Origin of the sequence: Devosia sp. RR2S18 (assembly GCF_030177755.1) — a bacterium.
GTDB classification, from domain to species: Bacteria; Pseudomonadota; Alphaproteobacteria; order Rhizobiales; family Devosiaceae; genus Devosia; species Devosia rhizosphaerae.
The window spans coordinates 3,378,172-3,401,704 of the sequence record NZ_CP126539.1 but is presented as its reverse complement, the minus strand read 5'-3'; the positions used below and the strand labels follow the sequence as shown (position 1 = coordinate 3,401,704).

Here is a 23,533-nt window from a genome sequence, read left to right as displayed (position 1 = left end):
AGAAAAATGTTCCGCAATCTGTTTTTTGCTGCGCTGGTCGCAGCCCTTTGTGCTGGCCTTGTCACATCCGTCATCCAGCATTTCCGCGTGACGCCGCTGATCTTTGCTGCTGAGAGCTTTGAAGGCGAAGCCGGCCACCACCACCATGGGGAAGAAGCGGTGGCGCATAGCCACTCCGAAGGCACGCCCGCCCACAGCCATGGCGATGATGAGTGGATGCCCCAGGATGGCTTGGAACGTACCGGCTATACCGTCTTGGCCAATATCCTCATGGCCGCTGGCTATGCGCTGGTCATCGGCGCCGTGTCCGTGCTGTTCAATCTGCCCATTACCTGGTCGACGGGCCTGCTGTGGGGGCTGGGCGGCTATGCCGCCTTCTCGCTGGCCCCCAGCTTTGGCTTGCCGCCGGGGCTCCCCGGCATGCCCGTGGCCGATACCTTTGCACGCCAGCTCTGGTGGGCTGGTACTGCCCTCTCCACCGGTGCAGCGCTGCTGCTTGCCGCCAAGCTGCGCGCGCCCTGGGCTCTGGCGATTGCCATCGCCCTGATTGTCTTGCCGCATGTCATCGGTGCGCCGCAGGCGCCAGCCGAAGCAGCGGGGGTTCCTGCCCCACTCGCGGCCAGCTTCGCCGCTGCGGTGCTCTTCAATGGCGCCGTGTTCTGGGTCGTGCTGGGGGCTGTTTTTGGTCGCATGCATGACTATCTCGCCACGCGCAGCGTTGCCCTTCCTGCTGGAGCCACGGCATGACCGAAAAGATCCCCACCACCGTCATCACCGGCTTTCTTGGTGCCGGCAAGACCACCCTCGTGCGCCATCTCCTGGCGCACGCTCCCAAGGGCAAGCGGATCGCGCTGATCATCAATGAGTTTGGCGATCTCGGCGTCGACAAGGATATCCTGGCCGGCTGTGGCGACGAGACGTGCCGGGAAGAAGACATGGTCGAGCTCTCCAATGGCTGTATCTGCTGCACCGTCGCTGATGAGTTCATCCCTACCATGCAGGCCCTCTTGGCCCGCCCGGAAAAGTTCGATCACATCGTCATCGAAACCTCGGGCCTTGCTTTGCCGCAGCCGCTGATCCGCGCCTTCAACTGGCCCGAGATCAAGGCCCAGGTGACCATCGATGGTGTAGTTACTGTTGCCGATGCCGCTGCCCTCGCCGAAGGGCGCTTTGCCGCCGACGAAGCGGCAGTCGACGCGCAGCGTCGTGCCGATGAGATGCTCGATCACGAAACCCCCTTGGGTGAACTCTTCGAAGATCAGCTCTCGGCGGCCGATATGGTCGTCATCAACAAGACCGATCTCGTGGAGCCCGCAACGCTCGACAAGGTGGAGCAGAATATTCGTGCCGAACTGCGTCCGGGCGTCGGCATTGTCCGGGCTGCCAATGGGCATGTCGATATTGCCGCGCTCCTCGGCCTGGGCATGGGGTCGGAAGCCGACATTGCAAACCGTCCCAGCCACCATGAATTGGAGCATGGCGGGGAGACGCACGAGCACGACGATTTCGACAGCTTCTCCCTGACCCTGCCTGCCATCCGCGGCAAGGATGACCTGCTTGCCACCATCGAGGCGACCATTCGGAACCACGATGTGCTGCGCCTCAAGGGCTTTGCGGCAGTTCCGGGCGCTGCTGCCCGCCTCGCCATTCAGGCGGTGGGGCCGCGCGTCACCGCCTACTTCGACCGCCCCTGGAAAGATGGCGAAGTGCGCCAGACCTCGCTGGTCGTCATCGGCGAATCCCCGCTCGATCATGCCGCGATCACCCAGAGCCTGGAGCAGGCGGCAGCCTGATGCACCTCCTCTCTGCCCAGGCCGGTGCCATTCAGCAGGAGGGCGAGGCCATCGACCTCGATCAGCGCCCCGGTGCGCTGATCTTTGCGTCCTCGGCCGATAGCGAACTGGCCATGCTGGCCGGGGCGGCCGACCGGGCGGGCGAAGGCGAACTGCGCCTCGCCAACACGCTCCGCCTCAGCCACAATCTATCGGTCGACCTTTGGCTCGAGAAAACGGTCGCGCAGGCGCGTCTCGTGGTTCTCCGACTCATCGGTGGTGCCGCCTATTTCCAGTATGGCGTCGATGAGCTGACCGCGCTCTGCGCCAACCGGAAGATCCCCCTGGCGCTCTTGCCCGGCGACGCCAATCCCGACCCGATCCTGCAATCACGCTCCACCCTCCATCCCGAGGACTGGCAACGCCTCCATAGCCTCTTCGTCGCCGGAGGTCCCGACAATGCCGATGCGATCCTCGGGGCGTTCCATGAGCTAGCCGCTCCTTCACTCTCTCCGGTGGTGATATCGTCCCGGATTGCTGGGGGGCCGCGCCTCTCGCGCCTCTCACCCCAACCATTCCCCCGGTTCGGCCTTTGGCACCCGCGCACCGGCATCGTCGATGAAGCCGGCCTGCGCACCATCCACGCTGAAGCGCCCGACCGCTCATCCTCGGTACAGCGGCAGGCTGGGTGGGCGTACATCCCCATTCTCTTCTACCGTGCGGCCCTTGAGGGTGCCGGCACAGCCACGCTCGAGGCCCTTGTCGCCGAATTCGAGCATCAGGGCCTTCTGCCGGTGCCGCTCCTTGTCTCCTCCCTGAAGGAAGGGGCCTGCGTCCGCTTCGTGCAAAACGCGCTCGCGGCGTTCCCGCCCGCAGCCATCCTCAACCTTACGGCCTTTTCGCTGGGCATCGACCAGCTCGAAGCCAAGGCCAATCCCTTTTCCGGCTGCGATGCGCCGGTCATCCAGCTAATCCAGTCCGGTCGCTCGGAGGCGCAGTGGCAGGCCGACAGCCAGGGCCTTTCGGCCAAGGACATGGCCATGTTCCTGGTGATGCCCGAGGTCGACGGACGCGTAGGCGGCATCCTCGTCGGCCACAAGGGCGACGCGGTCTGGCATGAGCGAACGCAATGCCCGCTAACCGCCTACACACCTGACCGCTCCGGCATCACCCGCGCTGTCTCGCTGGCCAAAAACTGGGCAGGCCTCCGTGCAACCCCCCGCGCCGAGCGCCGGATTGCGCTTGTCCTTGCCAACTACCCCATCCGCGACGGCCGTCTCGCCAATGGCGTCGGCTACGATGCGCCCGAGTCCACGGTCGAAATGCTAAAGGCGTTCCTGGGCGCGGGGTATGACCTGAGTGAACAGGGCTTGCCAAAGACCTCGGGCGAACTGATCGACCAGCTGCAATCGGGCCCCACCAATGCCAATCCGCAGCGTGGCACATCGCCTGCCACGCTGCCGCTGGCCCGTTATGCCAAACTCTTCGCAGCGCTCCCCCAGCAGATCCAGGACGAGGTCACCACGCGCTGGGGTGCCCCCTCAACCGACCCCTTCGTGCGGGATGATGCTTTCCATCTGCCGGCTCTGGTGTTCGGTAATGTTGCCGTCCTGCTCCAGCCAGCGCGCGGTTATCATCTCGACGAGACGCTAAGCTATCACGACCCTACGCTGGTGCCGCCGCACGCCTATCTCGCCGCCTACCTCTGGCTCCGCCACGATTGGGGCGCCCATGCCCTTATCCACAATGGCAAGCACGGGACGCTGGAATGGCTGCCCGGCAAGTCGGCGGCGCTGGATGCCGCGAGCTACCCCGACGCTCTTTGGGGGCAGTTGCCGCACCTCTACCCGTTCATCGTCAACGATCCCGGTGAGGGGACGCAGGCCAAGCGCCGCACCGGTGCTGTCATCATCGACCACCTCGTGCCACCGCTCACCCGGGCCGAGACCTACGGACCGCTCAAGGATCTTGAGGCGCTGCTCGATGAGTACTACGCCGCCTCCGGCATGGACCGCCGGCGGCTAGCCGACCTCCGCCGCCGCATTCTCGATTTCACGCGTGACAGTCGGCTTGATCGCGACATCGGCCTGCCCGAGGACGAGACCGAGGCGCTGATCAAGATCGACAACTTTCTCTGCAACCTCAAGGAGGCGCAAATCCGCGACGGGCTGCATGTCTTCGGCCGCTCTCCTGACGGCGACATGGAGCGCGACCTCATTGTTGCCCTTGCACGTATACCACGCGGGGAAGGGGGCGAGGATAACTCGCTGATCCGCGCTCTGGCCGATGATCTGAAGCTCGGCTTCGATCCGCTGACGGCAAAGCTCGGTAATGCGTGGGTTGCACCGCCAAACTGGTGTTCAGACTCCCTTAATCTTCATGGAAAAATCGCGGCATTGCGGACCTGCGGCGACGTTGTGGAAATGCTGGAAGAGCTCGCTGGGGCCCTCGTCTCGGGGCGCTTAAATCCTTCTGCCGATTGGCTTTCCACCCAAACAGTCCTCGCCAGCGTAGAGAACGTCATCCGCCCCCGCTTGCGGCAGTCCGGCCCGGCCGAAATGGCCGCACTTATCAACGGGGCGGACGGTAAATTCATCGCCCCGGGCCCCTCCGGAGCCCCCTCCCGCGGGCGCCTCGACGTGCTGCCGACCGGTCGCAATTTCTATTCGGTAGACTCGCGCGCCATCCCCACGCCCACGGCTTGGGAGCTGGGTCAGAAATCAGCAGAAAATCTCGTTCTACGGCACTTTCAGGACCACGGACTGTACCTCCAATCCGTAGCACTTTCGGTGTGGGGTACCGCAAATATGCGCACCGGCGGGGACGATATCGCGCAAGCCATGGCGCTGATCGGCGCCAAGCCCGTCTGGGACCCCGGCTCCCTCCGCATCTCTGGCTACGAGATCATCCCCCTCGCCAAGCTCGGCCGTCCCCGCGTCGATGTGACCCTGCGCATCTCCGGCTTCTTCCGCGATGCCTTTCCGGCGCAGATTGCGCTGTTCGACCGTGCCATCCGCGCCATCGGCGCGCAGGACGAGCCGACCGAGGACAACCCGATTGCGGCGCGCATGCGGGCCGATGCACTAGGCTTCATGGCCGCGGGACAGTCGGAAGCGGATGCGGCGCTGGCGGCCGGGCATCGAATCTTCGGCGCCAAGCCGGGTGCCTATGGCGCAGGGCTCTCGGCGCTGATCGATTCTGGCAAGTGGTCCGGCAAGGCCGATCTCGCCAACCAGGCGCTGGATTGGGGGCAATATGCCTATGGCGCGCAGGCGAGCGGCACCCCCGAACGGGAGCGGTTCGCGGCCCGGCTGGCGGCGGTCGACGCGATCATTCACAATCAGGACAATCGCGAGCACGACCTGCTCGATAGCGACAATTACTACCAGTTTGAAGGCGGCCTTGCCGCCGCCGCCGAGGTGCTGTCGGGAACCAAGCCCGCTGCCTATCACCCCGATCACTCGCGGCCCGAACGGCCGCTGATCCGGACGCTGGAAGAAGAGATCAGCCATGTGGTGCGCTCTCGCGTGGTCAATCCCAAATGGATCGCCGGGGTGAAGCGGCACGGTTATCGCGGGGCCTTCGAGATCATCGCCACCGTGGATTTCATGTTCGCCTATGCGGCGACCACCGGTGCGGTAAAGACCCACCATTTCGATCTGGCGTTCGAAGCCTTCATCGACGATGAGGCAACGCGCGACTTTATCCGCACCAGCAATCCCTATGGCTTCGATGAACTGCTCGCCAAGTTCAACGAGGCCCTCAGCCGCGGCTTCTGGACGCCGCGCTCGAACTCCGCCTACGCTTTGCTCGAAGGAGCCGATGCATGACCGACAAGCCGCTCAAGAAAACCGATCTCATGTCCGAGGCGGAGCGGGACGCCTATCACGCCGAAAAGATGCGCAAGAAGAAGGAGGCGCGGAACCGCATCCTTGCTACCAAGACGCAGGAAAAGGGCCTGCTGATCGTCCACACCGGCAAGGGCAAGGGCAAGTCGACTGCCGCCTTCGGCATGGTGTTTCGGGCGCTCGGCCACGGCTACAAGGTCGGCGTGGTGCAATTCGTCAAGGGCGTGTGGGAGACCGGCGAGCGCGACGTGCTGATGAAGTTCCCCGACCTCGTCACCATCAACGCCATGGGCGAGGGGTTCACCTGGGACGTGGCCGACCGCCAGCGAGACCTTGCTGCGGCACGCAATGCCTGGGAGCAGGCCAAGAAGCTGATCGAGGACCCCAGCTACAAGCTCGTGCTGCTCGATGAGCTCAACATCTGTCTGCGCTACGACTACCTGCCGATTGGGGAGGTGGTCGAGGTGTTGCGCAACAAGCCAGTCGACAAGCACGTCATCGTCACCGGCCGCAACGCCAAGGACGAATTAATCGAGATTGCCGATCTCGTGACCGAGATGACCGAGATCAAGCACCATTTCCGTGCCGGGGTGAAGGCGCAGGCTGGCATCGAGTTCTAGCAGCCCTCCGGGCGCAAGCTGCGCACCAAGCCTGCGACGGTGCTCTCCATGTTTGGTACGTCCTCTTGCGCATATTCGATGCGGAATGCGGCATAGCTTGCGCCGTCGCACAGCCGGATCAGCCGCTGCTGCTGCAGGCGTTGATCCTTGCTGGCGGAGAAGGCTGCCCACTCGGGCGTTGCAACCTGATAGGTGATGGCCCAGCCAGTCTCCGCGGCACTCCTCATCGCATTTGCGACCTCGGCGTCGAGCCCGTCGTGGAGTTGGCCGCCCCAGACCAGCAGCGTCTGCATGCGCCCCGGGTCTTCGAAGCTCTGTCCGTCACCATTGGCGCTCTCGCCAGTACCGGAATAGCCCGGCGGCACGTCTATGCTGTAGCCGAAGCGAGCATTGGCATAGTGGTCCCAAAACTGAGCCAGGGCCGGGATGCAGAACATCGCGAAAAAAGCGAGGACAAGAAAACGCATGACGATCAAACTGCCTGCGTCGCACGACGCGGGCAAGTCACTCGTGAGCTAGAGCACGATGATGCCTGAGTGCTTGGCCTTGTCTTCCGGCTCGACATGGATGGTGATCTGCACTTCTTCCACCGTCTCGCGCAACTTGGCTTCGAGGCGGTCGCAGATGGCGTGCGCCTCATCGACGCTCATGCCACCGGGTACGACGAGGTGGAAGTCGATAAAGGTCATCTTTCCGGCCTGGCGGGTGCGAATGTCGTGGGCTTCGATGGCGCCCTCGGCATTGGCGGCGATCACCTCGCGGATGATCTGCTGCTTTTCGGGCGGAACCGCCACGTCCATGAGCCCGCCCACGCTGTCCCGGATCACACCCCAGCCGGACCAAAGTATGTTGAGCGCCACGAGGGCGGCAAGTATCGGGTCGAGGATGGCCCAACCCGTCAGGAAAACCAGCGCAAGACCAAGCAAGACGCCGATGGTGGAGACCACGTCGGTCACCAGGTGCTTACCGTCAGCAGCAAGCGCCGGCGAGCGGGCGACACGGCCCTGCCGGATCAGCACCCAAGCCCAGCCGGCATTGATGATCGTCGCGACGGCGCTGACCGCAAGCCCTTGAACCGGCGCTTCGGGCAAGGCGGGGGCGAGGAAGCCGAGATAGGCTTCCCGCATGATGAGAATGGCCGCCACGATGATCATTACGCCCACCAGCACGGCCGAAAAATACTCGGCCTTGTGATAACCATAGGGCAGGGCGGCATCGGCGGGGCGCTCCGCCAGCCGGACGGCGCCCAGCGCCATGCCCGCGGTTACGACATTGACGATCGATTCGAGCGCATCGGAATAAAGGGCAACAGAGCCGGTAAACCACCAGGCGAGAAACTTGAGGCCAAGCACGACAAGCCCCACGAGCAGACTCGCGCTGGCGACGATCAAGGTTCTGTTGGCAGCTTTGCTCAAGGGGTCCTTCCAGTTCTTGCCCGTGCCATAGCCCCGGGGGCGGGACGGGGCAAGTTCTTGAATCTGCAAATGGTTTTCACCTGCAGTTGTGTCCGGCTGTTTCGCAGCCAAGCCATTGATTGACCTTGCGGTTCTCCGCCCGTAGAAAGCTGTGTAGTGCAGCGTTCCACCCAGGAACTGAAACAGAGTTCGGTGCGGTCGACCCAAATCGGGGACCAAGTCCGGAGCTGCTCCGGTTTGGCGAACCTGCCTCTTGTTGTTAAAGAGGCGACGATGAAATCTGGCCTGGCAGTAAGCGCCACCGGTGCGGCTGCACCCCCATTCTCCTATCTGGTTGCCGGCTTCGGGTTCGGCAGTAAGGCGACGGCCGACGAGGTCGTGGCGCTGGTGGAGGACTGCCTGCGCGAAATGGATGCCAGAGGGGCGCAACTGGCCGCCATTGCAACCCTGCGCCGCAAGGATGGGCCGCTTGCGCGCGCCGTGGCGGAGCGGCTGGGCGTCGTCCTGCACCTGATGGATGAGGATGAGTTGGCGGCGGACGTGCCGACGCCCTCCGCTATTGTCTGGGAGTCCATCGGGACCATGAGTGTTGCCGAAGCTGCCGCTGCGGCATTCGGCGATCTGCGTCTCGCCAAGCGCAAGTCGGCGCACGCGACCTGCGCCCTAGCGCTAGTGCCTCATTCCAGCTCGAGCGCGCTGATGGCCTCTTCGATGCTGGTGACTTCCAGGGCCGGTGCATAGGCAGGGCGCGACAGCATGATCACCTGGATATTGAGTAGCTGCGCGGCATCGAGCTTGGCCGCTGTTTGTCCACCGCCCGAATTCTTGCTGACGAGATGGGTGACGCGGTGAGCCTGCATAAGCGTCAATTCGCTGTCGAGCGCATAGGGCGGACGGGCCAAGAGCAGCTGCGCATGGGCAGGGACTGGCTCGGCCAATGGCTCGATCATGCGCAGGACGAGTTGGCAATCATGTCGCGCGAAGAATGCTTGATTGGCCGTGTGGCCAGTCGTCAGAAGCACCACCGAGCCTGCAGGTGGAATGTCGGCCGCCGCCTCTGGCGTGTCCGCCTGGAGCCACTCGGCTCCGGCGGGCGCCTGCCATGGGGGACGCAGATAGCGCACCAGCGGCACGCCTGCGGCCTTCGCCGCCGCCACCGCATTGTGCGAAATCTGGCCGGCATAGGGGTGGGTGGCGTCGACCAGACGCTGAAAATTGTGGTCCGTGAGATAGCGCGCGAGGCCCGCTGCACCACCGAAGCCGCCACTCCGGACGGCTCCCTCGGGCAGGATCGGTTCCCTTGTGCGGCCCGCCAGCGAGGTGGTCACATCGCAACCGAGCGCAACGAGGCGGTTTGCCAGGTCTCGTGCCTCCGCGGTGCCGCCCAGGATCAGGATTTTCATTGCAGAAGTACTCCTGACGCGGACCATGCCCTTGCGCCGGCTCCAGCTCAAGCCGGCTGCCACTGATGTTCCGCCAACTCACAAGGTTCTGGCCGCGCCGGCATTTCGCCAAGCTCGATGGTGCTGACTTTCCGCCGTTCCTACCGGGCACGGTGTGGCTCGTCGGAGCGGGGCCGGGCGGCCCGGGGTTGGCATCGCTGCTGGCCTACCATGCCTTGGGCGAGGCTGATGTGATCGTCTATGATGCCCTCGTGTCAGAGGAACTACTGAAACTGGCGCCAAGGCGGGTGGAACGGGTCTTTGCCGGCAAGCGCGGTGGCAAGCCGTCCCCCAAGCAGGTGGATATCTCGCTGCAGCTCGTTGATTTCGCACGTCAAGGCAAGCGCGTGCTGCGCCTCAAAGGCGGCGACCCCTTCATGTTCGGGCGCGGTGGCGAGGAGGCGGGAGCACTGGTCAAGGCGGGCGTGCCCTTCCGGATTGTGCCGGGAATCTCGGCGGGATTGGGCGGTTTGGCCTATGCCGGTATTCCCATTACGCACCGCGACACCAACCAATCCGTGCTGTTTTTGACCGGGCATGACGAGCACGGGACGGTGCCGCAGGCTGTCGACTGGGAGGCAGTTGCCACGGCAGCGCCGGTGATTGTCATGTTCATGGCTGTCAAACATCTCGGTCTTATTGCTAGCAGACTGTTAGCATCGGGACGCGCACCAGGGGACAAGGTGACCATCATCTCGCATGCGGCGACGCCCAGGCAGTCGGTGATCGAGACGACCCTTGCCCAAGCGCCGCACCTGATCGACGTGCCCACACCGGCCATCGTGGTGCTGGGGCCTGTGGGCGCGTACCGAGCGTCGCTCGACTGGTATGTCGGCGAGATGCGGAGGCACATCTTTGGCTAGGGGAATCGTCATCGCGGCACCGCGCTCAGGTTCGGGCAAGACGGTGATCACGCTGGGCTTGTTGGCGGCCTTGCGCCGCAATGGGGTGGTGGTGGCGCCGGCCAAGACCGGACCGGACTATATCGACCCCGCCTTTCTCGGCCGCGCGGCGATGCGCGATGCCGTCAATCTCGACCCCTGGGCGATGGCGCCCGCACGGATCAAGGAACTGGCGCAGCTGCAGGCGACCGGCGCCGACCTGTTGCTGGTCGAGGGCGTGATGGGGCTGTTCGATGCTGCCGTGGATGGGATTGGCTCGACGGCCGATCTCGCCGAACTGCTCGAGCTGCCCGTGGTGCTGGTCGTCGATGCCGAGCGGCAAAGCCAGTCGGTTGCCGCGCTGGTGGCAGGCTTCGCCCACTGGCGCGCTGGGGTGCGCATCGGTGGGGTGATCCTCAACCGGGTGGCGTCGATGAAGCACGAGCGCATGCTGGTAGAGGCGATCGCTGGCACGGGCATTCCGGTCCTGGGTGCCATTCCGCGGGACGGCGCGCTGGTGGTGCCGGAGCGCCATCTCGGGCTGGTGCTGCCTGGGGAGATTTCGGCATTCGACGGCTTCCTCAGGGCGGCTGCCGAGGCGGTGGGGCGCTATGTCGACCTCGACCGGCTCCGCGCTCTTGCCGCACCGCTTGCCCAGCCGTGGCAGAGGGCCCTCGCCTTGCCGCCTTTGGGGCAGCGGATCGCCATTGCCCGGGACGACGCCTTTGCCTTTCTTTATCCCCATCTGCTGGACGGCTGGCGTAGTGCGGGGGCGGAGCTGAGCTTCTTTTCGCCTTTGGCCGACGAGGCACCAGCCGCCGACACCGATGCGGTCTTCCTGCCGGGAGGCTATCCCGAACTGCATGGCGCCACTCTGGCGGCGGCGGAGCGCTTCAAGCGGGGGCTGCAAGAAGCGCGGGATCGGGGGGCGCTCCTTTATGGCGAGTGCGGTGGGTTCATGGTCTTGGGCGAGACCCTGGTCGACAAGGCCGGCGCAGAACATCCCATGGCGGGACTGCTGCCGGTTACGACGCGGATCGACCGCCCCAAGCGGACGCTGGGCTATCGGCGGCTGGTCCATGGCGGCGACCTGCCTTGGCCGGGACAGCTGATGGCGCATGAGTTTCACTACTCCTCGGCCAAGCAGAGCCGCCTGACGCCGCTGTTTGCCGCCACCGATGCGCGTGGCGAGGCCATGCCGCCCATGGGCGCGGTAATCGGGCGGGTGATGGGCTCCTATGCCCATGTCATCGATGCGGCGGCCTAGCGATGGCTAAAGCCTTGATGTTCATGGGTACGGGGTCCGACGTCGGCAAGTCGCTCCTCGTGGCGGGGCTCTGCCGCGCGCTGAGCAATCGCGGCCTGCGCGTTGCGCCCTTCAAGCCGCAGAACATGAGCAACAATGCCGCCGTGACCGCCGATGGTGGCGAGATCGGCCGGGCGCAGGCCCTGCAGGCACGCGCGGCGCGGCGCGAGCCGCTCACGGCAATGAACCCGGTTTTGCTCAAGCCCGAGGGCGAAACGGGTTCGCAAGTGGTGGTGCGCGGGCAGCGCGTGGCGTCTATGGATGCGCGCGCCTATTGGCGCAAACGGGGACGGCTGCTGCCACAGGTTCTCCAAGCGTTCCAGGAGCTCGGTCGCAACGTCGACTATGTGCTGGTGGAGGGGGCGGGCAGCGCTTCCGAGGTCAATCTGCGGGGCAATGACATCGCCAATTTCGGCTTTGCCCAGGCAGCGGGAGCGCCGGTTGTGCTGGTCGGCGACATCGAGCGGGGCGGGGTGATTGCGGCGCTGGTGGGGACCTTTGCGGTAATCGATCCTGCGGACGCGGGCCTGATCCGGGCCACTCTGGTCAACAAGTTCCAGGGTGATCCGGCGCTGTTTGACGATGGCGCGCGGTTTATCGCCGAACGGACCGGGGTGCCGTGCCTGGGGCCGGTGCCGTGGTTCGAGGCGGCAACGAAGCTACCCGCAGAGGACTCGATGGCGCTCGACGCTTTGCCGGAAAATGCCAGCGGAACGTTGCATGTCGTCGTACCGCGCCTGCCACGAATTGCCAATTTCGACGATCTCGATCCGCTGCGGGCTGAGCCGGGGGTGAAAGTGACACTGCTGGCGCCGGGCAATCCCCTCCCGCGCGATGCCGATCTGGTGCTGCTGCCCGGGTCGAAATCGACGCGGAGCGATCTGGCGGCGCTGCGGGCCAATGGCTGGGATATCGACATCGCTGCCCACCACCGAGCGGGTGGCAAGGTGCTGGGTGTCTGCGGGGGCTATCAGATGCTGGGCCGCACCATCGCCGATCCCGACGGTGTCGAAGGGGCGCCTGGCGTAAGTCAGGGGCTGGGGCTGTTGGCGGTGGAGACGGTGCTCGCCCCGATCAAACAATTGCGGGTCGAGGCAGCCGAGCACGCCACGACTGGCCAGCCGATCAGCGGCTACCATATGCATATGGGCGTGACCGATGGTGCGGACCGTAGCCGGCCCTTTGCCCTTGTGGGCGGCGCGCGCGAGGGGGCGATGAGTGCCGATGGTCGAGTGATGGGGACCTATCTGCATGGGCTGTTTTCCGCCGATGCGTTTCGGCGCGCTTTTCTCGGCGCGGCAGCCAGTGGCGATGTAAACTATGAGCATCAGGTCGAAGCCACGCTGGACGCCTTGGCGATCCATCTCGAACAGCATTTGGATATCGAGGCATTGCTGGCGCTGGCCGAGCCGGTGAGGGCGGGTTGATGGAAGCATTCGTCGCGCCTCTGGCGCTCCTCATGGAGCGCTGGCTGGGTTATTCGCAGGAACTGGTTGCCAGGATCGGCCATCCGGTGATCTGGTATGGCAAGCTGATCAGCGCACTCGAGGCGCGCACCAATCGTCCGGAGCGAACATCCGAGCAGCGGCGGTTAGCCGGTCTCGTCTCGCTCGCCGTTCTACTGGTGGTAACGCTGGTCGTTGCCGCTGCCATTCAGATAGCTCTGCGTCAGCTTCCTGGCAGCTTCGTTCTCGAAGTACTGCTGGCGACACCATTCCTGGCGCAAAAGGAACTCGCTCGCTCGGTTGAACGTGTGGCAGAGGCGTTGCGCAGTTCATTGGCCGCGGGACGCGAAGCGGTGAGCCACATCGTGGGGCGTGATCCCGAAGCGCTGGACGAGGCCGGTGTTGCCCGCGCCGCCATCGAAACCTTGGCCGAGAGCACCTCCGATGGTGTGGTCGCGCCCTGGTTTTGGCTGGTGCTGCTGGGGCTACCCGGTATTGCGCTCTACAAGGCGATCAACACCGCCGATTCCATGATTGGCCACCGCAATGAGCGTTATCGCGACTATGGCTTGGCGGCGGCCAAGCTTGACGATCTGGTCAATTGGCTTCCCGCGCGGTTCACGGCCGTACTCGTCACGGCTGGCTGCTTTTTCATGCCGCAGGTGAGCCCATCGGCTGCCTGGGCAACAGCGCGGCGGGATGCGCGTAAGCACGACTCTCCGAATGCGGGTTGGCCCGAGGCGGCCTTTGCCGGAGCGCTCGGCTTTCAGCTGGGTGGCCCCCGCAGCTATGAGGGCGAACTGGTCGATCTGCCCGCGTTCGGCCAGGGTAAGCGCAAGCTCGGATCCAGTGACATCTTGTGGGCGCTGCTGCTCTATCGCAAGACGCTCCATGTGCTGCTTGGAGTGAGCGTGGCGTTGGCGGTGATCTGGTGGGTAGGAACCTGAGGGGCTGCCGCGAGGACGCCTGAAGGCGCGTCTCAGGACGACGACGGCTCGCCTCGCACCGAGGCCGGCGCTTCTTGCCAGCGCCGGAGTCGCCGGCCGAAGCGCCGCCAGCCGCCATCCCAATATTTGAGGTCGATCAGGAAACGCCGGTCAACCGGTGCCTCGAGTACCCGCAAGGTGAGGCGGGAGGGTTGCTCGGCGAGGCACAGAGCAGTGGTCCGGTGATTGCCGTCCAGCAGCAGGTACTCGTCTTCGCCCAGTGCATAGGCGGGAACCTCCACCTGCTCGGGCATGCCGGTCTCCAGGAACTTGTCGGCAGCGAACCTACGCCGTTCGCTAGGGTCTATCTCTTCCAGGTGGTCGATGACTTCGCCAATCCGCATGGGACGTGCCAAGGGATGGCCAAACCCCACAAAGGGTCGACCGCCCGCGGAGCGAAAGGCGCTGAAGAGGCGGGCTGCATGAGCGCCGCTGCGGATCTGCCGGCGATAAATCTTGCACCGCTCAGGCGGAATGCGCTCGGAATGCAATCGCAGCTCGATACCGGGGAAGGAGCGGTGGAACTCGACCGCTGGGGATGCAGTGTAGATGCGCATGGCCTCCCGAACTCAAAAGCGAGCAGAAGGTTCATACAAACGTCATAAATCTGTCAAGTAGCGGCGGGGTGAGGGGTCGTTGGGGGCGCTTACGGGATTCACCCCCACCCGGCCTCCCCCTGGGAGGGGGAGGAGTTGGGCCGGTGGGCTGGGGGGCGCGTGCCCGAGAGGTTTCTCCCCCTCCCTCCCAGGGGGAGGTTAGGTGGGGGTGACACCTGAAGCGATCTTCCCTGCTGTCTCCGGGAAAGCCCTATGCCTCGTGGATGCGGCTGGATATCTCGTCGGGGGACACCCCTTTGAGCGTCATGGGGAGACCAGCGACGACGAAGTAGACGTCATCGCAGATTTCGGCGAGGCGCTGGTGGGCGGCGCCGGCAAGGTCGCGGAAGGTGCGGGCCATGGCGTTGTCGGGCACGATGCCCAGGCCGACCTCGTTGCTGACCAGGATGACGTTGGCGCGCTTGAGTTGCACGAGGGTGGCGCCCAGTTCGCTGACGGCTTTGGATACGTCCTCGTTGGCGACCAGGAGGTTTGTGATCCAGAGGGTCAGGCAATCCACCAGGATCACGTCGTGTGAGACCGAGGCTGAAAAGAGGGTATCGGAAAGGGCAAGCGGCTCCTCAATGGTAGCGAAGCGTTTGCCGCGCAGCCGCTGATGGCTGGCGACGCGATCGCGCATTTCCGAATCGAGCGCTTCGGCCGTGGCGAGGTAGGCGGGTTGGTTGCCACTTCGGATCGCCAAGCGTTCAGCAAAGGCTGTCTTACCAGAGCGTGCGCCGCCCAGCACCAATGTGTGTCTTGTCATTTCGGCCTCTCTGCCATCCGCCATGGCTACCCGATAAATCCTCGAACAAGGCATGGTTGCGCCGCCAGCATAAACCCGCCGGCAGTACTCCGCCACGGCGCAGGATTTTTCTGCCCCATGCTACTTTCGTCTTAGCGGCTTTCGCATTATGGTCCGCGCCGAATTCGACCTCTAGAATCCTCAATGTTTCAAGGAGACTTCGCGCGTGTCCAGGTACTATCTTGGCGTTGATGGCGGTGGCACCAATTGCCGTATCCGCCTGGCCGACGAGAATCTGGTCACGCTGGCAGAGGTCAAGAACGGTCGCGCCAACCTGCAGATCGACGCTGGGGAGCCCGCCTACAAGGCGATCAGCGACGGCACGCGCGATGTGTTCGCCGCGGCCGGCATCGACTATGCGGAAACCGCGAACACTTTCGCTTGCTTCGGCATGGCGGGGGGGCGCATGGACACGGCACGCGCTGAGTTCGCGGCTCGCCCCTGGCCGTTTGCCGGTGTTCGCGTCTATGACGACATCGACATCGCCCATGCCGGCGCGCTAGGCGGCGGCGAAGGCGGCGTGATCATCGTGGGAACCGGTTCGGCTGCAATGGCCGTGGTCGATGGCCAGCGCCTGCAAGCCGGTGGCTGGGGCTTTCCGATCGGCGATCAGATGTCGGGCGCAATTCTGGGGCGGGAGCTGGTCCGCTATGCCGTCGAGGCGGAGGATGGGCTGGTCGAGGCTTCGCCGCTGACCAAGGCGGTGATCGAGCGCTTGGGCGGCGACAACCAGGCGGTGATGACCTGGTCGTTCGCCAGCGACATGGACCTCAAGATCATCAGCCGCGACGGCTCAGAGGGCTGTGACGATGCGCTGATCGGCCGGGCGCCCGCCGAATACGGCCAGCTCATGCCGCTGTTTATCGAGCATTATGACCGGGGCGATGCCGTGGCCAAGAAGATGATGGACATCCAGCTTGGCTATGTCGATACCTACGCCAATTGGTTCAAGCGCCATGGCGCGACCGTCATGGCGGTTGTCGGTGGCTTCGGGCAGCGCCTTTTTCCCATCTTCCAGCAGCGTTACGGCGATTTCGTCGCCTTGCCGCAATTCGAGCCACTGCATGGTGCAGTGATCCTCGCCAAGCAGAACTTCGACGCCGCCTGACTTCCGTTTGAAAGGGACTTCCTTCCCGTGTCCAGCCGTATCATTCCCGTCCAGCCTTTCGACTATGTGGTGTTCGGCGCCACCGGTGACCTGACCAAGCGCAAGCTCATTCCGGCGCTCTATCACCGGTTCATGGATGGGCAGTTCGACGAGCAGAGCCGGATCATCGGGGTGTCGCGTTCCGATCTCAGCGATGCCGAGTTCCAGGACCTGGCGTGCGACGCAGTCACCCAGTTCGTCGACAAGGACTATCAGGACAAGGCGACAATCGACCGCTTCGTCTCGATCTTCTCCTACATCGTCAATGATGTGCTGAACGAGGAGGGCTGGGGCGATCTCGGGCAGGCGCTACGCGACGATGCCAATATCGTGCGGGCTTTCTACCTGGCGGTGGCGCCCGATCTCTTCGCGCCCATTGCGCAATATCTCTCCAAGCAAGGCTATTATCGCCGCGACGCCCGCGTGGTGATCGAAAAGCCGCTGGGCCATGATCTGCTCTCCTCGATGCAGATCAATGACGGCGTGGCCGAAATCTTCGAGGAAGATCAGGTCTATCGCATCGACCACTATCTCGGCAAAGAGACGGTGCAGAACCTCTTAGCGCTGCGCTTTGCCAATACACTCTTCGAGCCCATCTGGAACTCGGCCCATATCGACCACGTGCAGCTGACTGTGGCCGAAAGCGTCGGCGCCGGCACGCGCGGCTACTACGACGAGAGCGGCGCGCTCCGCGACATGATCCAGAACCATATGCTGCAGCTGCTGTGCCTGGTGGCTATGGAGCCGCCCGCATCGGACGACGCCAATGCACTCCGCGATGAAAAGCTCAAGGTGTTGCGGGCGCTCAAGCCGATCGCCAATAGCGACGTCACCAAGATGACGGTGCGCGGCCAGTACAAGGGCGTCAAATCCGAGACGACCTCGGTTGCCGGCTACCAGGAGGAACTGCCCGAAGACAAAAAGGGCAGCCGCACCGAGACCTTCGTGGCGCTCAAGGCCGAGATCGGCAATTGGCGCTGGTCGGGCGTCCCGTTCTACATGCGGACCGGCAAGCGCATGGCCAACCGCGTCTCGGAAATCTGCATCCAGTTCAAGCCCATTCCGCACTCCATCTTCGACCATGCCGAAGGCGCGCCGCGCGCCAATAAACTCATCATCCGCCTGCAGCCTGACGAGGGCGTCAAGCTCATGATGATGATCAAGGACCCCGGTCCGGGCGGCATGCGCCTGCGCGAGGTGCCGCTCAATCTGAGCTTTGCCCAGACCTTCACCGAACGCACGCCCGAGGCCTATGAACGCCTGCTGCTCGATGTGATCCGCGGCAACCAGACGCTCTTCATGCGGCGCGACGAACTCGAGGCAGCCTGGATGTGGGTCGACCCCATACGGGAGGCCTGGGATCGCTCCAGCGAACCGCCGCAGCCCTATACGGCCGGTACCTGGGGGCCCAGCGGCGCTATCGCCCTGATCGAGCGCGACGGCCGCACCTGGTATGAGGACGAAGTCTAGTGAGCGACACCGCAAGCATCGAGCGCCGCAGCTTTGCCGACAAGGTGACCCTGGCCAAGGAATTGGCCGAGGGGGTTGCCGATAGGATCCGCGCAGCGATTGCCGAGCGCGGCGTTGCGGCCATTGCCGTGAGCGGCGGCTCGACGCCGGGACGGTTCTTCCAGGCGCTGGGCAAGACCAAGGACATCGAGTGGGACAAGGTGATCGTCACGCTGGTGGACGAGCGCTGGGTCGACGAGACCAGTGATCGCTCCAATGCGCTCTTGGTCAACGAGCGCATGCTGCAGGGGCCGGCGGCATTTGCCCGCTTCTTCCCCCTTTATTCGGGCGGCGATGAGCCCAATATGGAGGCGGTGGCCAAGACCAACGCACTCCTTGCCCAATTACCCGATCAGTTTGCTGCCGTCGTGCTCGGTATGGGCAGCGATGGCCACACCGCTTCGTTCTTTCCGGGCGGCGACACGCTCGACCAAGCGCTGACCTCGCAAGGGCCGGCACTATCCCTGCGGGCGCCCGGTGCGGGCGAGCCGCGCATCACCCTTACCCTTCCGCGTCTCCTCCGCACGGATGGGCTGTACCTTCATATCGAAGGGGAGGAAAAGGCCAGCGTACTCGACACGGCGCTGGGCGATGGACCCATCGAGGACATGCCCATCCGAGCCGTTCTGCGCTCCGGTCACCCTGTCAACGTCTACTGGTGCCCATAGTCCCTGGAACGGTCCCCAATCGACTGTTCTGGCCACGACGGGCTCCAAGCTTGGGAGCTCAATTATGTCCGTCCGCCAATCCATTCAGGATGTGACCGACCGTATCGCAGAACGGAGCCGCGATACGCGTCGGGATTATCTCAACCGCGTCGATGCGGCCCGTGAGGCCGGCGTCAACCGCGCCGTGTTGTCTTGCGGTAATCTCGCGCACGGCTTTGCCGCCTGCTCACCCGCTGAAAAAGCCGCGCTGGCGGGCAACAAGGCGATCAATCTAGGGATCGTCACCAGCTACAACGACATGCTTTCGGCGCATCAGCCGTACCAGTTCTATCCCGATATCATCAAGGAAGCGGCCCGCGAGATCGGCGCTACGGCGCAGGTGGCGGGCGGCGTGCCGGCCATGTGCGATGGGGTAACCCAAGGCCAGGCGGGCATGGATCTGTCGCTGTTTTCCCGCGACGTCATCGCCATGTCCACGGCCATTGCCCTTTCGCACAACATGTTCGACGCGGCGGTCTATCTCGGCATTTGCGACAAGATCGTACCGGGCCTGCTCATCGGCGCGCTCACCTTTGGGCATCTGCCCGCGGTGTTCGTGCCGGCCGGACCGATGCCTTCGGGCATCCCCAATGACGAAAAGAGCAAGGTCCGCCAGCTCTATATGGAGGGGAAGGTCGGCCGTGCCGAACTGCTCGAAGCCGAGAGCAAGAGCTACCACTCGCCGGGCACCTGCACCTTCTATGGCACGGCCAACTCCAACCAGATGCTGATGGAGATCATGGGTCTCCATCTCCCCGGCGCTAGCTTCGTCAATCCGGGCACACCGCTGCGAGACGCGCTGACGCGGGCGGCGACCACCCGCGCGCTCTCGATCACCGCCTTGGGCAATGAGTATACGCCGGTCGGCCATGTGGTGGACGAGAAGTCCATTGTGAATGGGCTGGTGGGTCTGCACGCCACCGGCGGTTCGACCAACCACACCATGCACTTGATCGCCATCGCGGCGGCGGCGGGTCTGCAGGTGACCTGGGACGACATGAGCGATCTCAGCGACGCCACGCCGCTTCTGGCGCGTGTCTATCCCAATGGCGTGGCGGACGTGAACCACTTTCATGCCGCGGGTGGCATGGGCTTTTTGATCCAAGAGCTGCTCGAAAGCGGGCATTTGCACGAGGACGTCAAAACCGTCTGGGGTAGCGGCCTGTCGGGCTATACGGTGGAAGCCAAGCTGATCGAGGACAAGCTCCATTTCGAGCCGGCGGCCAAAGAGTCGGCGCTGCCCAAGGTTCTGACCTCGGCCAAGACGCCGTTCCAGGAGACGGGGGGCCTCAAGCTGCTCACCGGCAATTTGGGGCGTTCGGTGATCAAGGTTTCAGCAGTGAAGCCCGAGCACCGCGTGGTCGAGGCACCGGCGCGCGTGTTCCACGGCCAGGAAGCCATGCAGGCCGCGTTCAAGGCTGGGGAGCTCAATGGCGATGTCATCGCCGTGGTGCGCTTCTCCGGCCCCAAGGCCATCGGCATGCCCGAACTGCACAAGCTGACGCCCGCGCTGGGCGTGCTGCAGGACCGCGGTTTCAAGGTTGCGCTGTTGACCGACGGGCGCATGTCGGGAGCCTCGGGCAAGGTGCCGGCGGCGATCCATATGACGCCAGAAGCCAACGAAGGCGGGCCAATCAGCAAGATCCGCGATGGTGACATGATCCGGCTCGACGCCAACGCGGGTACGTTGACCTTCCTGGGCGACGAAGCCGAGTTCTTCGCCCGGACGCCGGCGACAGAAGACCTCAGCCCGCAGCATTTCGGCATGGGCCGCGAGCTCTTTGCCGGCATGCGTGCGCTGGTCGGGGTGGCTGACCGGGGCGCCAGCGTCTTCAGCTAGGCGCGCGCCCTACGGCTCGCCAGCACCTCTTCGAGGGTCCGCGGAAGTAGCGCCTGCGGGTCCACGCCGACGTCGAACTGCCGGGGCATGGGCTTGAGACGCCCATGGGAATGGCCGTGCAGATTGATGGACTTTTTGCCCATCTGGTTCCAAGTGCGGAACGGATAGTGGCAGAGGATAAAGAGCTGGCCCGCGAGCTTGAGCTCGGCATAGTGCTGAATGCTCGCCCACCCGGTTGCGGCGAGGGTGGCCGGTGGGTCGTTATTGCCGATGATGAGGTGCTTGGTGCCGTTGAGTTGCGCCAGGAGCGCTTCGACCTGTTCGGTCGTGCCGCGGGCAACGTCGCCCAAATGCCAAATCTCGTCGTCTGGTCCGACAATGCTGTTCCAATTGGCAATCAACGCCGCATCGTGTTCAGCCATGTTGGGGAAGGGCCGGCGGTCGATGCGCAGCACGCGCGGGTCGGCGAAATGCGTGTCGCTGGTAAAGTAGAGCATGCCCGTCCTAGCGGCTGCGGCCGAACAGCCGCTCGATATCCTTCTTCTTCAGCTCAACGTAGGTGGGGCGGCCATGGATGCACTGGCCCGAATGGGGCGTCGCCTCCATATCGCGCAAGAGCGCGTTCATCTCATCGAGCCGTAGGCGCCGACCGGACCGCACAGAGCCATGACAGGCCATGCGGGCAATAATGGCTTCCATGCGATCGGTGACAGCGGCGGTCGAATCCCATTCGGCCAAGCCGTCGGCGAGATCGCGGATGAGGCCATCAACGTCGCCCGTACCAAGCAGAGCGGGGGTTTCGCGCACGGCAATCGCTCGGGGGCCGAAACGTTCGAGATAAAGGCCAAAGCGTTCGAGGTCGGGCGCGGCTTCCTCAAGGCGCACGCAATCCTCTTCGGGCAGATCGATGACAATGGGGATCAGCTGAGCCTGGCTGGGCACCGGACCGGCTGCAAGCTGAGTCTTAAAACGCTCATAGACGAGGCGCTCATGGGCTGCGTGCTGATCCACCAGCAACAGTCCCTCGCCGTTCTGGGCGATAATGAAATTGTCGAACATCTGCGCCCGGGCAGTGCCAAGTGGGAAATCGGCCTCCTGGGGTGTCGGCGCCACATGAGGTTCAAAGCGGGCACTTGGCTCGGCGAGGCCGGCCAAGCCCGACTGCGTCACCGCGCCGAAGACGGGTGAGAACGGGTTGTCAGCTCCATAGCCTCGGGGGCGTTCGTAGCCGGCAAAGGCAGGTTCGGGTGGGCGATAGCTATAGCTTGGGCTGGCGCCCGGGGAAGATTGAGGGCTGGAAGGACAGGTTGGAGCGGTGAACGCACCCAGCACATCCTCGGCAACACTAGTGGAGGCCTTGAAGCCCGCGGCGGCAAGCGCTTCGCCCACGGCGCGGATGACGGCGCCGCGTACCGCACGTTGATCGCGAAAGCGCAGTTCGGCCTTGGCGGGGTGCACGTTGACGTCGACTTCGCCTGGGTCGATCGCCAAGTAGAGCGCCACCACGGGAAAGCGGTCGCGGAAGGTGTAGTCGGCATAGGCGGCGCGAATGGCGCCGACGAGAACCTTGTCGCGCACCGAACGGCCATTAACGAAATAGAACTGCGACAGTGAGTTGGCGCGGGTATAGGTGGGCAGTCCGGCAAGGCCGGCAACGACGACGCCATGGCGGCTCATCGCCAGAGGCACGGCATTCTGCGCGAAATCATCGCCGATGACCTGCGCCAGCCTCGCCTCCAAGGCACCGGTGCCGTTGACCGCCGGCCAGTTGAGCGCCGAGCGATCCGTGCCGGACAAGACGAAGTGCACGGCCGGATTGGCCATGGCGAGCCGCTTGACCACGTCGGTGATCGCGGCTGCTTCGGCGCGGTCCGATTTTAGGAATTTCAGGCGCGCCGGGACGCGGGCGAAGAGGTTTTTCACTTCAACCGTTGTGCCCCGGTTCATCGCCTGCGGCATGGGGGCAACACGCAGGCCGAACCGAACCTCGAGCCGCAGCCCGCTTTGGGCGCCTTCCGGCCGCGAACAGATCGACAGTTCGGCAACCGAGCCGATGGAAGCAAGGGCTTCGCCGCGGAAGCCCAGCGTGCGGATGTCATCGAGGTCATCGGCGCTGAGCTTGGAGGTGGCGTGCCGCTCGACCGAAAGGACGAGATCGTCCTCGTGCATGCCTATGCCATCATCCTCGATGCGGATAAGCGTCTTGCCACCCCCTCCGGTGGTGATGCCAACCCGGCTCGCGCCGGCGTCAATGGCGTTCTCGACCAGCTCCTTGACGACGCTCGCAGGCCGCTCCACCACTTCGCCGGCGGCGATGCGGTTAATAAGGTCCTCGGGCAGTTGGCGAATGGGCAAGGGCGATTCTCCTTGGCCCCAGTATAGGGCAGGGGCCCGGCGCTGCCGACAGGGTTCAGCTGGTTGTGCACGGGGAGGGGGAAGTCTGTGTCAGTGGAGTTCCGCAGCGATGTGACACAACCATGACAGGGCGGTGCGCGTTCTCCGGTCAACAAGGAGACCGGACATGAGCGATAAGCGTGACGACATCACCAGCGCCAACGAAGCGGCCCATGAAGAGTTCGAGGGCGGCAAGGAGCGCAAGATCAAGCGGCTCAAGGATGCCAAGGATACGCAGGAAGTGAACGAGGCAGCCAATGCTGAGTTCAACGGCGATGACGACGGCCAGCCTTTAGGAGATCAGGTCGGCGGCTTGCACGGCAGCCCAGACTAGGCATAGTCCTTCCGGTCTTTCGACCGGAGCCTTTCGATGATTTCGACCAGTCCCATGGAACTCGCCCTGGCGCTCGCCCGAGAGGCGGCGGAGATGGGCGAGGCCCCCGTTGGGGCAGTGGTGGTCGAGGGCGAGCGGGTTCTGGCGGCCGAACGCAATCGCATGAAAGCTCTGGGGGACCCGACGGCGCATGCCGAGATGTTGGCGATCCGCTCCGCCCTGGCAGAGCGTGGTAGCGGTCGGCTTGACGGTTGCGACCTCTATGTGACCTTGGAGCCCTGCGCCATGTGCGCCGGCGCCATCGCCCATGCGCGGCTACGGCGTGTCTATTTCGGCGCCGAGGACCCCAAGGCCGGTGCCGTGGAAAACGGGGTGCGGCTTTTCGAGCAGCCCAGCTGCCATCATCGGCCCGAAATTATCGGCGGGCTGGGAGCGAGTCGATCGGAGGCTATGCTGCGCAACTTCTTTCGCGGATTGCGCTAGCGC

The 23,533-nt window shown here is 64.3% G+C and carries 22 protein-coding genes; 15 read left to right on the top strand and 7 right to left on the bottom strand.

Translation table 11 applies throughout. From position 1 onward, the window contains the following. Positions 1-6 precede the first annotated feature (6 nt). From QOV41_RS16720 to cobO, 4 genes are read left to right on the top strand one after another with little or no spacing between them, the layout of a single operon-like run. Positions 7-747, top strand: coding sequence for a CbtA family protein (locus QOV41_RS16720; protein ID WP_284577930.1), 741 nt, complete (start codon positions 7-9; stop codon positions 745-747). Further along, on the top strand, positions 744-1,793 hold the full coding sequence (cobW, locus tag QOV41_RS16715) for a cobalamin biosynthesis protein CobW (protein ID WP_284577929.1): 1,050 nt from the start codon (positions 744-746) through the stop codon (positions 1,791-1,793). The genes QOV41_RS16720 and cobW overlap by 4 nt, the downstream gene beginning before the upstream one ends. Then, positions 1,793-5,602: a cobaltochelatase subunit CobN gene (gene cobN / locus QOV41_RS16710; RefSeq protein ID WP_284577928.1), complete on the top strand. Its 3,810-nt coding sequence runs from the start codon at positions 1,793-1,795 to the stop codon at positions 5,600-5,602. The genes cobW and cobN overlap by 1 nt, the downstream gene beginning before the upstream one ends. Continuing rightward, on the top strand, positions 5,599-6,240 hold the full coding sequence (gene cobO / locus QOV41_RS16705; RefSeq protein WP_284577927.1) for a cob(I)yrinic acid a,c-diamide adenosyltransferase: 642 nt from the start codon (positions 5,599-5,601) through the stop codon (positions 6,238-6,240). The genes cobN and cobO overlap by 4 nt, the downstream gene beginning before the upstream one ends. Here the strand turns inward: cobO and QOV41_RS16700 are convergent. Both QOV41_RS16700 and QOV41_RS16695 read right to left on the bottom strand, forming a co-directional pair. After that, positions 6,237-6,707 (bottom strand): hypothetical protein, encoded by a 471-nt coding sequence (locus tag QOV41_RS16700; protein WP_284577926.1) that lies wholly within the window; start codon positions 6,705-6,707, stop codon positions 6,237-6,239. The genes cobO and QOV41_RS16700 overlap by 4 nt on opposite strands. A 48-nt stretch (positions 6,708-6,755) precedes the next feature. Next, positions 6,756-7,655, bottom strand: coding sequence for a cation diffusion facilitator family transporter (locus QOV41_RS16695; protein WP_284577925.1), 900 nt, complete (start codon positions 7,653-7,655; stop codon positions 6,756-6,758). Between the two features lie 273 nt (positions 7,656-7,928). Here QOV41_RS16695 and QOV41_RS16690 point away from each other — a divergent pair, with 273 nt between their 5' ends. Continuing rightward, entirely contained in the window at positions 7,929-8,396 is a 468-nt protein-coding gene (locus tag QOV41_RS16690; RefSeq protein WP_284577924.1) for a cobalamin biosynthesis protein, read from the top strand. Here QOV41_RS16690 and QOV41_RS16685 read toward each other — a convergent pair. After that, complete coding sequence (locus QOV41_RS16685) at positions 8,333-9,058, bottom strand: cobalt-precorrin-6A reductase (RefSeq protein WP_284577923.1); 726 nt, start codon at positions 9,056-9,058, stop codon at positions 8,333-8,335. The genes QOV41_RS16690 and QOV41_RS16685 overlap by 64 nt on opposite strands. A 65-nt stretch (positions 9,059-9,123) precedes the next feature. Here QOV41_RS16685 and cobA point away from each other — a divergent pair, with 65 nt between their 5' ends. The 4 genes from cobA to cbiB are packed head-to-tail and all read left to right on the top strand — an operon-like array spanning position 9,124 to position 13,676. After that, entirely contained in the window at positions 9,124-9,960 is an 837-nt protein-coding gene (gene cobA / locus QOV41_RS16680) for a uroporphyrinogen-III C-methyltransferase (RefSeq protein WP_284577922.1), read from the top strand. Beyond that, positions 9,926-11,245, top strand: a complete 1,320-nt coding sequence (locus QOV41_RS16675) for a cobyrinate a,c-diamide synthase (protein ID WP_284577921.1) — start codon at positions 9,926-9,928, stop codon at positions 11,243-11,245. Before cobA ends, QOV41_RS16675 begins: the two co-directional genes overlap by 35 nt. 2 nt (positions 11,246-11,247) lie before the next feature. Then, the gene (locus tag QOV41_RS16670) at positions 11,248-12,711 is read left to right on the top strand and encodes a cobyric acid synthase (protein ID WP_284577920.1); all 1,464 of its coding nucleotides are present in this window, start codon (positions 11,248-11,250) and stop codon (positions 12,709-12,711) included. Further along, complete coding sequence (gene cbiB / locus QOV41_RS16665; RefSeq protein ID WP_284577919.1) at positions 12,711-13,676, top strand: adenosylcobinamide-phosphate synthase CbiB; 966 nt, start codon at positions 12,711-12,713, stop codon at positions 13,674-13,676. Before QOV41_RS16670 ends, cbiB begins: the two co-directional genes overlap by 1 nt. Positions 13,677-13,708: 32 nt before the next feature. Here the strand turns inward: cbiB and QOV41_RS16660 are convergent, their stop codons facing one another. Together QOV41_RS16660 and cobU are read right to left on the bottom strand one after the other, a co-directional pair. After that, positions 13,709-14,272, bottom strand: coding sequence for a ParB N-terminal domain-containing protein (locus QOV41_RS16660; protein ID WP_284577918.1), 564 nt, complete (start codon positions 14,270-14,272; stop codon positions 13,709-13,711). A gap of 250 nt (positions 14,273-14,522) precedes the next feature. Continuing rightward, entirely contained in the window at positions 14,523-15,077 is a 555-nt protein-coding gene (gene cobU, locus QOV41_RS16655) for a bifunctional adenosylcobinamide kinase/adenosylcobinamide-phosphate guanylyltransferase (RefSeq protein WP_284577917.1), read from the bottom strand. A gap of 205 nt (positions 15,078-15,282) precedes the next feature. Between cobU and QOV41_RS16650 the strand changes: the two genes are divergently transcribed. The 4 genes from QOV41_RS16650 (at position 15,283) to edd (ending at position 20,319) form a co-directional block, all read left to right on the top strand. After that, complete coding sequence (locus tag QOV41_RS16650; RefSeq protein ID WP_284577916.1) at positions 15,283-16,224, top strand: glucosamine kinase nucleotide-binding domain-containing protein; 942 nt, start codon at positions 15,283-15,285, stop codon at positions 16,222-16,224. 27 nt (positions 16,225-16,251) lie between these two features. Beyond that, positions 16,252-17,733 carry a glucose-6-phosphate dehydrogenase gene (zwf, locus tag QOV41_RS16645; protein WP_284577915.1) on the top strand — a complete coding sequence of 494 codons (1,482 nt, stop codon included), beginning with the start codon at positions 16,252-16,254 and terminating at the stop codon, positions 17,731-17,733. After that, the gene (gene pgl / locus QOV41_RS16640) at positions 17,733-18,440 is read left to right on the top strand and encodes a 6-phosphogluconolactonase (protein WP_284577914.1); all 708 of its coding nucleotides are present in this window, start codon (positions 17,733-17,735) and stop codon (positions 18,438-18,440) included. Before zwf ends, pgl begins: the two co-directional genes overlap by 1 nt. Positions 18,441-18,504: 64 nt before the next feature. Next, positions 18,505-20,319, top strand: coding sequence for a phosphogluconate dehydratase (gene edd, locus QOV41_RS16635; RefSeq protein ID WP_284577913.1), 1,815 nt, complete (start codon positions 18,505-18,507; stop codon positions 20,317-20,319). Here the strand turns inward: edd and QOV41_RS16630 are convergent. Then, positions 20,316-20,816, bottom strand: a complete 501-nt coding sequence (locus QOV41_RS16630; RefSeq protein WP_284577912.1) for a metallophosphoesterase family protein — start codon at positions 20,814-20,816, stop codon at positions 20,316-20,318. The two genes, edd and QOV41_RS16630, sit on opposite strands and share 4 nt — an antisense overlap. Positions 20,817-20,823: 7 nt before the next feature. Then, positions 20,824-22,674 (bottom strand): DNA mismatch repair endonuclease MutL, encoded by a 1,851-nt coding sequence (gene mutL, locus QOV41_RS16625; RefSeq protein WP_284577911.1) that lies wholly within the window; start codon positions 22,672-22,674, stop codon positions 20,824-20,826. A 166-nt stretch (positions 22,675-22,840) separates the two neighbouring features. On the opposite strand from mutL, the gene QOV41_RS16620 reads away from it, so the two are divergent. Both QOV41_RS16620 and QOV41_RS16615 read left to right on the top strand, forming a co-directional pair. Then, positions 22,841-23,047, top strand: a complete 207-nt coding sequence (locus tag QOV41_RS16620; RefSeq protein ID WP_284577910.1) for a hypothetical protein — start codon at positions 22,841-22,843, stop codon at positions 23,045-23,047. Between the two features lie 36 nt (positions 23,048-23,083). Then, positions 23,084-23,530, top strand: a complete 447-nt coding sequence (locus tag QOV41_RS16615) for a nucleoside deaminase (protein ID WP_284577909.1) — start codon at positions 23,084-23,086, stop codon at positions 23,528-23,530. Positions 23,531-23,533 lie beyond the last annotated feature (3 nt).